Source organism: Saccharothrix sp. NRRL B-16348, assembly GCF_001280085.1.
Classification (GTDB): domain Bacteria; phylum Actinomycetota; class Actinomycetes; order Mycobacteriales; family Pseudonocardiaceae; genus Actinosynnema.
Map to the genome: position 1 here is coordinate 1 of NZ_LGED01000028.1, position 10,530 is coordinate 10,530.

Here is a 10,530-nt window from a genome sequence, read left to right on the forward strand (position 1 = left end):
GGTCGACGTCACAGCGCATGGCAGCCGTGCCGCGAACGCTCAACTCCCCTGGGCTTCGTGCGTCCTCTACCTGCATGGATGAGGTTATCGGCAGGCACAGCGTCGGAGTCGTCGGCGTGACGCATCGCGTCACCGCCGCTGTGAATCGAGGACGTCGACATGGCCGTCCGTCTTGCGACCTTCAACGTGGAGAACCTGTTCGAGCGGGCCAAGGCCCTCGACACCACGACGTGGGCGGAGGGCGAGCCGGTCCTGGCCGCCTTCGGCCGGTTCACCACCCTGTCCGCCAAGACGGTCTACACCGACGCGGACAAGCAGGACATGCTGCGGGCACTGGAGACCTTGCGGGTGCTGGTCCGCGATTCAGGTGGGCGGTTGGTGCTGAACCCTCGGCCGTTCGAGGCGTGGGCGTTGCGGGAGAACCGCGGCGACTTCCTCAAGCAACCCGCCGGCGGTGACGCTGTCATCGTGGCCACCGGGCGTGGCGACTGGATCGGCTGGGTGGATCTGATCACCGAGCCGGTCGACGAGACGGCGACCCGTATGACCGCCAAGGTGATCGACGAGGTGGCGGCTGACATCCTGTGCGTGGTCGAGGCCGAGCACCGGCCGTCGTTGGTGCGGTTCAGCGCAGCCTTGCTGGATCGCCGCTACGCCCACGCGATGCTGGTCGACGGCAACGACCCGCGTCGGCTTGATGACCACCGCTCGAGTGACCATCGAGTCGGTGCGCAGCCACGTCGACGACCCCGACCCGCAGTCCGAGACCGGGCGGGCGTTGTTCAGTCGGGACTGCCCGGTCTACCAGCTGCGGCTGCCCGGCGGCCGCGAGTTGTTCCTGCTGCTCAACCACTTCAAGAGCCAGTCGTTCTCCAGCGGTGACCCCGACCCTGTGCTTGCCGAAAATGTCGTCCGTGCAGGTCAGGCGGCGTGGTGGTACTCGTTGAGGATGCCGCCCAGTCGTTGCCGTCGGCGGATGTCGAGGCGGGGGAGGGTCGCCTGATCGGTGACGGCTGGTGGCAGGGAGCGGAGTGGTCGCGCGTTGTCGATGCCTTGGTGGGGTCGGTGGGTGTTGTAGTACCTCTCGTACTCGCGCAGGGCGTGGAGTAGTTGCTGTTGGTTCCAGATGAGGGTGCGGTCGAGTAGTTCGCGTCGGCAGCTGTGGATCCAGCGTTCCATGACCGCGTTCATCCGAGGGATGCGGACTCCGCTGAGGACGACCTGGATGCCGACGTCGGCGAGGACGGCGTCGAACAGTGCAGGGTACTTCCCGTCCCGGACGCGGATCAGGAATCGCGCCTGTCTGCCCGCGTCTTCGAGGTCCATGGCGAGGTTCCTGGCGGCTTGGGTGACCCAGGATGCGGTGGGATGTGCGGTGGCGCCGAGGACGCGGACCCGGCGACTGGCATGCTCGATGACCGCGAGCACGTGCAGGCGGGTGCCGTTCAGGGTGGAAGCCTCGAAGAAGTCGCAGGCCAGGAGCGCGTCGGCTTGGGAGCGGAGGAAGGCCGCCCAGGTCGTCGTGGTGCGTTCGGGTGCCGGGTCGATCCCGGCGTCTTTGAGGATCTGCCAGACGGTGGAGGCTGCGACCTTGATGCCGAGTACGAGGAGTTCGCCGTGGATGCGGCGGTAGCCCCAGGTGGGGTTCTCCCGTGCCAAGCGCAGCACCAGAAGTCGGATCGATTGGACGGTTCGTGGTCGACCGGGCAGCCTGGGGCGGGGACCTGGCTGCGTGGCGGTGGGCGAGGAGGTCTCGGTGCCACCGGAGCACCGTCTCTGGGCGTACCAGTAGTCGGAGTCGACGAAGTGCTTGCATCGGGAGTCGGTGCAGCAGTGCCGCGAGGAAGGCCCGGTCGGCGGGAGAGAACCGTGGGCGGACGTCTCCGAGTTGGCGTTCCAGGACCATGATCTGGTGGCGCAGCGCCAGGATCTCCATGTCCTTGTCCCGGTCGCTCAGGGGCAGCAGGCGCAGCACCGCGAACGCGTTGGTCACGCTCAGATAGGCCAGTCGGAGTAGCACAGTCGGTCATCATGCCGTGTTAGCCGAGGACGCTGCGGACCTACAGTCGTACTCACGAGCACCTCGGCTCTTCACGCTACGCACGGTTTCAACCTGCATGGATGGAGTTATCGGCAGGCACAGCGTCCGACCACGGCGCGCGTGGTTGCGGCAGTGACAGTAGTTGGTTAGGGCTGCGGTGCCTGCGGACGCCACTTACGGAGTGCCCTCGAAAATGTTCAGCACGTCGTTCACCTCGGGTCTTCCTGTCGCCTGCACCAATGACTTGAGCGCTTGAACCGCCTTCTTCCGGCTCGGCTCGTTGGCGGCTGACTTGGCTACGCGGGCGGCGTCCACGTGTTCTGATGGTTCTCCGGTGGCGCCGAGGGCTGCGATCACCGAGAAAGCGAACACACCGGCGAATTCGTCGTTGGCCAGGTGCGGTGAGGTGAACCACAGCGAACGGATGAGGTCGAGGTTGCCTTCGGCAACGATCTTGAACAGGAGGTCGCGAGTGTCCTCACCGTCCAGGATCGCGTCGAACACCTCGTTGACGGGGAAGTACCGGGCCAGCTGGACGATACCCAGGTACGAGCGAGCCGAATCGCCGTGTGCGACGAGGACGTCCGTGTGCAGTGGATCGTTGACCAGTGCTGGATGTTCTTCCAGGAACCGCTGGGACTCGATCAGGGTCGCGCTGGTGATCCACTGCTCAACCAGTTCCACCGCGGCTTCTCTGGTCGCCATGTCGTTGACGATGGTGCCCAGTCCCTTGTGGACGGCGTCGTCGAGCTGCTCCTTGAGCCAGAGCAATCGGGCGGCATCGGGATAGAGGTCGCACAGTGTCGCCAGGGCAGCCCGGCTGTCGTCGGTTCTCAGCGTCTCCCAGTGTTGCCGGAGGAAGTCGCCGGCGGCGGTTGCGCTGCTCTGGCTCGTCCAGGCGTTCGCCAGGGCCACGGTCGAGTCGTCGACGGGCGCGGTCGCCCATGCCGGCAATCCCGTGGCGACTCCGCCTCCCGAGACGGCCGCTTCGCGCACCATGCGGCGGACCTCGCCGAGAAAACGCAGGTCGCCGCTGTCCTCCTCGGCGTGCGACGCCGCGGAGGACAAGTCGTCCGCGGCCTCGTCGGCGCCGTGCGACGAGGTTCGTCGCCACAGGTGCCTTTGGACCATGAGATAGGCCCGGCCGGCTGCGGGCATCGATGCCCAGGTCTCCTCCCAGGTGGCGAGCGCTGTCCTGCGGCCTTCGGCGCCGGTCTGTCGGTTGGCCAAGGCTTTGAGGGTGTTCGCAAGATCCGGGAGGTGAGCGGCCGGGGCTTTTTCGGCGAGCCTGCGGCGGATCACAATGGCCTCGGTCGCCTTGGTCAGTGAATTGGTCTGATCGCCTGCTTCGCCGTAGTGGATGCTCAGGTTGTTGAGAGCTGCCGCGAGGTTGGACAGATGGGCGGGATTCGCTGCGGCGAGCCGTCGGTAGAGAGCGACGGCCTCGGCGGCCGTGGCGATGATCCTGGTTCGGTCACCTGTGACGTACAGGTGGTTGGCGAGGTTGGTCAGGGCCAACGCGAGGTCGGGGAGGTGAGCGGGGGCGCCGTGGACGAGTCCGCGCAGGAGGTCAACGGCCTCGATGGCCGCCTCCAACGCCTTGATCCGCTGGCCGGTCTCCAACAGCCGATTGGCGAGGTTGTTCAGCGACGCGGCGAGGTCAGGAAGATGGGTAGGGTCATCCTTGACGAGCTCTCGCCGAATGGCGAGCGCTTCGGTGGTGATCGTCAGTGCTCGGGCGTGGTTTCCGGCCTCCGCTTCTCGATTGGCGAGGTTGTTCAGCGACATGGCGAGGTCGGGCAGGTGAGCCGGGTCCTTCTCGGCGAGGGCCCGATGAATGGTGACGTCCTCGACGGCCGTGTTCATTGCCCGTTCTTTGTCTCTGACTTCTGCCTGCCGATTGGCGAGGCTGGACAGCGCCGAGGCGAGGCCGGGCAGGTGGATGGTGCCGTTCTCCTCGACGAGTCCACGCCAGGTGGCGACGGCCTCGGTTGCCGTGGCAAGCGCCTCGATCACGTGGCCCGTATCCGCTTGGTGGATGCTCAGGTTGCCGAGTACCACAGCGAAAGCGTGCCGGTGGAAAAGATGGTTCTCGGCGAGCTCCCGATAGTGTTCGGCGGCTTCGGTCGCGGTGGCCAGCGCGTCGAGCTGTTCCCCCGCCTTCGCCTGAAGATTGGCCAGTTTGTTCAACGTTGAGGCGAGTTCGGGCAGGTGGGCGGCGCCGTTTTTCTCGACGATGTCACGCCGGATGGCGACGGCCTCGGTGATGGAAGCCAGCGCAAGCGGGTGGTCACCGGAACGCGCCTGCTGGTCCGCGAGGTAGCCGAGGAACAGCGCGAGGTCGGGTAAGTGGGTTGGACTGTTGGCGGCCAGGGCGCGTTGGATGGTGACGGCTTGGTTGATGACGGCCAAGGTTTCGGAACCGGCCCCGCGGTCCTGCTGAACGACGGCCAGGATGGCGAGCGACTTGGCCAATTCGGGCAGGTGGATCGGGTTGTCCTCGGCGAGCCGGCGGTGGAGGCTGACGGCTTCGGCAACGGTAACCTGCGCCTGGGCGTGGTCCCCGGCCTCAGCCTGTCGACCGGCCAGATTGTTGAGGGTGCTGCCGAGTTCCGCCGAGTAGGCGTCCGGATTTTTCCGGGCGAGTTCACGTTTGATGTCCGCAGCTTCGGAGATGGTGGCGAGAGCCCCGGCAAGATCATTTGCCCGCCCTCGGTGGACTCCTAGGTTATTCAGGGCCACGGCGAGTTCGGGCAGATAGGCGTCCGGACTGTGGCGGACGAGTCTCCGGTAAATGTCGACACTTTCGCCCGCGGTGGCCAGCGCACGCGTGTGGTCACCAGTCCGGTAAAAGTGGTTGGCCAGGTTGGTCAAGGATACGGCGAGGACTGGCAGGTGCGCGCCCGGGTTGTCGGCGGCGAGCTTGCGTTGAATGCCGACGGCTTCGACGGCGATTTCCAGGGCTTCGGCTGCGCGCCCGGCTTCCGCCTGCCGGTTGGCCAGGTTGGTCATATACATGGCGAGGCTGGGGAGGTGGACAGGGTCGTACGTGACGAGGTCGCGGCTGAGCGCGACAGCCTCGGTGATGTCGGCCAGCGCACCGGGCAGGTCTCCGAGCTGCCCTCGTTTGTTGGCCGCGCTGTTGAGAGAACTGGCGAGGTGGTGCAGGTGTGCGCCCGGGTTGTCGGCGGCAAGCTCGCGTTGGATGTCGATAGCCTCGTTGATGGTTTCCAGGGCTTCGGCAGCGCGTCCGCGTTCCGCTTGCCGGTTGGCCAGGCTGGCCAATGCCACGGCCAGGTTCGGCAGAAGGGCTGGGTCGAGCTCTGCGGGGCCTCGGAAGCGGGCGACGGCTTCGATGGCGATCGTCAGCGCTTCGGTCGGGTTTCCGGCTTCGGCATGCCGGGTCGCGAGGTTGTTGAGGAAGTGGGCGAGTTGCACTTCCTCGATCACCGTGGTCGGGTTGCCCATCGCCGCCCTGGTCCGGGTGGCGGCGATCAGTGCCAGGTTTCTGAGGCTGCTGTGCCCCGCGGGGATGTCCGCGACCAGTGCGGCAAGAGGGATAACGGTGTTCGGCTCGGCGGCGAGTTTCTCCAGCGGTCGGACGAACGGGCCGTTCTGGGTCAGCGCGATGGCGAAGGCCTCGGGCCACAAGGCCGGGTTCTTCGCAAGGAGACGGTCGGCCAGGGGGCCGGCCACGTCGGGGGCGTGGTCGGCAGCCCTGGTCAGGGTCCGGACCAGGGCTCCGGACGAGCTTTGCCGCGCGGCCAGGTCGGCAACGGTGTCGAAGAAGGTCGGGTCGTCGCCGAACACCTGCGCGATCAGGTGGTCCGCGACCGGGTCGGGACGGAGGGCGACGCGGTTGTCACCCGTGTCGCGCAGGAAAGGACGCAACATCTCGGCCAGTTCGGCCGGTCGCACGCTCGTCCATTCCGACACGTCGAACGCGCTGAGGGTGGCGGTCAGCGCCCTCGCGGTCGGGGTGAGCAGGCTGAGGCCCGCAGCCACTCGGCGCAGGGTTTCCCTGGGCACGGGCGGTCGGTGGTGCGATCGCGCGACGTCGTTCCAGTTGTCGAACTCGCGGTCGAGGATGGCGTCGTAAAGCGCGGTCCGACTGGTGGGCAGATCGGTTCCGCTGTGCGCGGCGATCCAGGCGTGGACGACCAGGTCCAGCGTGGTCCAGCGGTGGAGTCCTCTCGGCGGTTCGAGGGGGGTGTGGCCCTGGGAGTTGCTCAGGGTGGAGAACCTGCGGTGGGCGCGCCGGTACACCGCTTCGGGGTTGGGGTGGTGTTCTGCCAGCGTGATGTCGGGGTGTCGCACGATGCGAACGCCCGATTTGTCGAGCGCGCGGTCGAGTTGGGGGAACCAGTCGCCGGTGTCGCGGGAGGTGAGGATCACCGCAGTGCGGTGGCGCCGGGACGCCAGATACCGGATCAGGGTCTTGAGCGCGGAGGTCGGTGCGGCTTCGACGTAGTCGACGACGACCAGGAGCGGGGAGGCCACGCGTGCCAGCCAGTGCAGGGAGGTGTCGTCCGCCCCGTCGGTCAGCAGGTCCTCGCGGAGGAAACCGGCGTGCCACCCGTCTGCGGTGAGCTGGTCGGCCAGTTCGGCGGCCAGTCGGGTTTTACCGGACCCGCCCACTCCGGTGATCGCGGCCAACCGGGGCCGGTTGTCCTCGGTGGCCGACCGGCACCACAACAGCAGGGCGTCCAACTCGCCTCGGTCCTCGAAGCGGACCACCCTGTTGCGGGCACGGATGTGGGCCAGTGGCCCCGCCAGCGGCCCCGGCTGGTGGTAGGCGGGTTCCAGCGGCGGGACCTGCGGCCACTGCGGTGGTGCCAGCGCCAGCCGGGGGTCGTAACCCAAGCCGACGTCCAGGCCGGTGCGCCAACGCCACCGGTCCCCGCTGAGGAACGCGGCTCCCGAGGCGACTGCTTCCTCCAGGTTGGCGGCGGGGTCGGTGCGCCACCGGCGGGCGATCACGGTGATGTCGACGGCGACGAATTCTCCCGGCGCCTGCCACGCCGACCGCAGTCCCGTGCCCGGCCATTCCGGCGGCTCCCGCAGGACCACGTCGGTCAGCGGATAGGTCTCCAGGCTGCGACGGCCGTCCGGCCCCGCCCAGTCGCCCCGCAACCACACGACCACCACCGCGTGACCCGCGGCACCACGTCCCGCCGGATCCAGGATGGCGATCACCGGGTGCAGGCCGGCGTCGAGGCAGGCGCCCGCGAACGCCACGGACAGGTCGAGGCAGTTGGCGTGCCGGGGACTGGTGAAAACCTCGTCAGGCGGGCGGATGTGCTGGTATCTCCCCGTGCCGGCGAACGACTCGTCGGCGTAGTCGGTGCCGGCGGCGGCAAACGCGTCGAACACCCGGCGCAGGCGAATCTCGGGTGGTGCGGCCGACCGGCCCGGCAGCACGGCGCCTTCCGGCATCACCGAGGGCAACGTGCCTGTCTGCACATACCGCAGCAGATCTTCCGGCACGGACTGATCCCACAACGGCCAGTCGGTCACCGAGTCTCCTCCTTGCCGTCTTCCCAGCCTTCGTTCGGCTCGGTCACCACCAGCGGCGCCTTGCCCCACACGGACGCGCCGTAGTGGGCCTCCCGCGCCTCCACGACCACCTCGTGGACCCCAGGGGGTAGCGGGGGCAACGTGGCCCGCCAACGGCCGTCGTGCAGACGCATCGGGACGGACAAGCCCGCAGCCGTCACCGTGGCCGCCACACCCGGACCCTCCACGTCACCCAGCACATCCGCCCCCACCAGGACCTCGTCCCCGGCCCACGCGACGTCGTCGAGGTCGAACCCGATCCACGGTCGATCCGGGGCGTCACCAGCGCGTGTGGGGACGGGCTCGCCCAAAAAAGAGAGCAGCAGATCACGCACCCCCGCCGTCCCGCCCAGGGGACCGTGCTTGTCCGGTGCCGCGTGCCACCTGCCAGGGAACTCGCCCAACTCCACGGGCAGGGCCGAGAGCACGGGCACCGTGCCGTCACCGCGCCAACCGACGTTGCCCCGCCAGTCCGGGTCGACCTTGGTGACCCGCAACACCCCGTCGAGCAAGTCGGCGCGGTTGGGGGTGCTGTGGCCCCTTGCGTAGAACGGTGCCACTTCCGGCAGGCCCTGCGCCTGCCACGCTGCGGTGATGTCGTCATGCACCTTCACCGCGGTCCCGACCCGGTCCAACAACCGCGCACCGGCGGCTTGATCACCAGCCGGCCACGCACACGTGGCCGGCAACTGCACCGGCTCGATCGCCCGATCCCCGTTCCATATCGCTGGGTACTGCGGTAGCAGCTCGTGCATCGACGGCCACCCCCGCAACACCCGCGTGGCCGCCGGGTGCCGCAAGCGACCCAAGCCGAGCCCGTTGACCAGGACGTCGAGGGCCTTCGGCGCACCGCGGTGCGGCGTGCCCAACGTGATCAACGCTCGGCACCGCCGCGCCCCGTCCAGCGCGCCGATCCAGTAGCGGGCAACGACACCGCCCATCGAGTGCGCCAACACCACCACCCCACGCCCGGCCGCCTCCGTCTCGGCGACCGCACGGGCCAACGCCTCGGCGGCGTCAACGACCGAACGCCGGAAGTCGTACGGGACGCGCAACACATCGGTGTCGGCCGGGATGGGCACACCAGAGCGATAGTCGACCACCTTGAGCCCGGGACCGAACCAGCGGCGCAGGTTGCCGACCATGGTGTCGTAGCCCGGCAGCGCGATGAGACCCGGAACGACCGTCATCGCGTTGACCAACCCCACCGGCTCCAGGTCATCGGCTTCCAGCGCCACCAGGTCCGGCTTGGCTGCCACCTTGGCCATCCCGGCCACCGTGGCACCCCACACCGGGACACCGCCACGAGCCAGCACGCTCCCGCCGAGTCCCGGAAGCTGCACGATCAAATGCCTCAGCGTCATCCCAGTCCTGTCCCCACAGCCCGACTCGGCCTATGTCGTTCGCCGACCCGCCGGTGTAACGGCGGCTCGGCGAGTGCCGAACATCCGTGAGGGAACCGTGACGTGTGATCAACTCTCACTTCTGTTCGGAGATGGCCCTGTGTCCGATCGCCTTCAAGTGTTGACCGCCCTGTACCAGTCCGACCGCGCGGACCGCGCCACCACGCTCACCGTCAGCCTCGCCACGATGGGTGCGGCCGTCACCTACGTGGTCGGCACCGTCGCGTTCTACGACAAACTCGACCTGCTCGGCTGGGCCATCGCCCTCTTGCCATTCCCCATGATCTGCATCGCGGCGTTTCACTCACTCCTCGTGAACTTGACCGGAATCCGCGCGCGCTCGATCCTGCACCTGGAACAAGCCCTGCTCGACAACGTGGAGACCGACACCCCGCGGGCTCCGGCCACCAGCCTCGACCGCACGCGGATCGGGGTTACCGCCACCGAGGTCGGCACCAATCTCCACACCGCTCCGATGCCTCAACGCATCACGATCCTTATCGCTTATGGGGGAGTCGGGGTCGTCTACCTCGGCTATATCACCCTCATGCTGTGGCGCTCGGCCAGACACTTGTCCGGTTGGGTCACCGTCCCTGCGGTTCTCTATGCGGCACTGCTCTTTCCCATCGCCCTCTCATGGCGGTACAGCGTCATGGCCCTGGACCTGCGTGACTTGTCACTGGGTAGTCGGGCAGGACGTGGTCGATGACGGTCCGGAGGATGCGTCGGCAGGTTGTGACGGTTCGAGCCCGTTCGTCGGGCCTCGGGCGGACACGGTGACGCTCCGTCCCGCCCGGAGAGCAACGGATCTTCGACCAGGCGCCGGTGCCGTCACAGGACGGTGCCCGGCGTCACCAATCGGTGGTGTCGTGACCAGTCGGCCAGGCGTCACAGCCGGCGTGGCGACCTCGTGTCGCAATACCGGCAACTCACGATGGTGCTCCTGCACACGTGGTGCGTGATCAGTGCAGCTCAGCGCCTCAGTGCAGGGTTCTGGCACCTGCGGGCATCGGTTGGCATGAAGAGCAATTCGCCATTCGAGTTAATTTCTGGCCGCAGAACTGCGGATATGGGATCGGTGAAAATTCCGCGGAACCGCCGTGACGTCCGTATCGTCCCAGTCGATCGAAACCATCGACTTCTCGAAGGGACCCCGTATGGGCGGGTTCGCCGCGATCATCCCCGTGCTGCGCTCGGACGCCGACGACCTCGACCGGCTCGCACGTGAGACGAAAGACCTGGCAGTGAAGTTGCAAGGCGCTTGCCAGGCGCCGCCCAAGGTCGGTGACGTGCAAGCGGCCGTCGTCTACCAGCAGGCGAACTACGACTGGACGCAGACCAGGTTCGAAGACCTGCTCGCGGCCGAGGTGGAGGTCACCGAATTCGCCCGCAGATTGCGGGCAACGGCCGACTCCTACGCCGGCATCGACGCCAATGCCGTTTAGTTAGGCGGTGTTGGTGAAGATGTGCAGGTGGGGCGGGCCGGCATGGCGGACTGTGACGTGGTGGGGGCGTTTGAGGAGTTTCGCG

The 10,530-nt window shown here is 67.6% G+C and carries 6 protein-coding genes; 3 read left to right on the forward strand and 3 right to left on the reverse strand.

What is annotated here, in order from left to right:
• Window positions 1-159 precede the first annotated feature (159 nt).
• On the forward strand, window positions 160-882 hold the full coding sequence (locus tag ADK67_RS06095; protein WP_053715404.1) for a hypothetical protein: 723 nt from the start codon (window positions 160-162) through the stop codon (window positions 880-882).
• Window positions 883-921: 39 nt separating this feature from the next.
• Here ADK67_RS06095 and ADK67_RS06100 read toward each other — a convergent pair whose 3' ends face one another.
• The 3 genes from ADK67_RS06100 to ADK67_RS06115 all read right to left on the reverse strand — a co-directional run bounded on the left by ADK67_RS06100 (window position 922) and on the right by ADK67_RS06115 (window position 8,865).
• Window positions 922-1,668, reverse strand: a complete 747-nt coding sequence (locus ADK67_RS06100) for an integrase core domain-containing protein (protein ID WP_231648037.1) — start codon at window positions 1,666-1,668, stop codon at window positions 922-924.
• 547 nt (window positions 1,669-2,215) lie between these two features.
• Entirely contained in the window at window positions 2,216-7,558 is a 5,343-nt protein-coding gene (locus ADK67_RS06110) for a tetratricopeptide repeat protein (RefSeq protein WP_053715406.1), read from the reverse strand.
• The gene (locus ADK67_RS06115; RefSeq protein WP_197289305.1) at window positions 7,555-8,865 is read right to left on the reverse strand and encodes a lipase/acyltransferase domain-containing protein; all 1,311 of its coding nucleotides are present in this window, start codon (window positions 8,863-8,865) and stop codon (window positions 7,555-7,557) included. Before ADK67_RS06115 ends, ADK67_RS06110 begins: the two co-directional genes overlap by 4 nt.
• 256 nt (window positions 8,866-9,121) lie before the next feature.
• Here ADK67_RS06115 and ADK67_RS06120 point away from each other — a divergent pair, with 256 nt between their 5' ends.
• The gene (locus ADK67_RS06120; protein WP_157619952.1) at window positions 9,122-9,709 is read left to right on the forward strand and encodes a hypothetical protein; all 588 of its coding nucleotides are present in this window, start codon (window positions 9,122-9,124) and stop codon (window positions 9,707-9,709) included.
• A 391-nt stretch (window positions 9,710-10,100) separates the two neighbouring features.
• Window positions 10,101-10,445, forward strand: coding sequence for a hypothetical protein (locus tag ADK67_RS06125; protein ID WP_157619953.1), 345 nt, complete (start codon window positions 10,101-10,103; stop codon window positions 10,443-10,445).
• Window positions 10,446-10,530: the final 85 nt, after the last annotated feature.

What these genes read in the sequence shown, in the direction of transcription:
- ADK67_RS06095 (WP_053715404.1), top strand. Translation starts at nt 160, where the DNA reads ATGGCCGTCCGTCTTGCGACCTTCAACGTGGAGAACCTGTTCGAGCGG.
- ADK67_RS06115 (WP_197289305.1), bottom strand. Translation starts at nt 8,865, where the DNA reads ATGGCCAAGGTGGCAGCCAAGCCGGACCTGGTGGCGCTGGAAGCCGAT.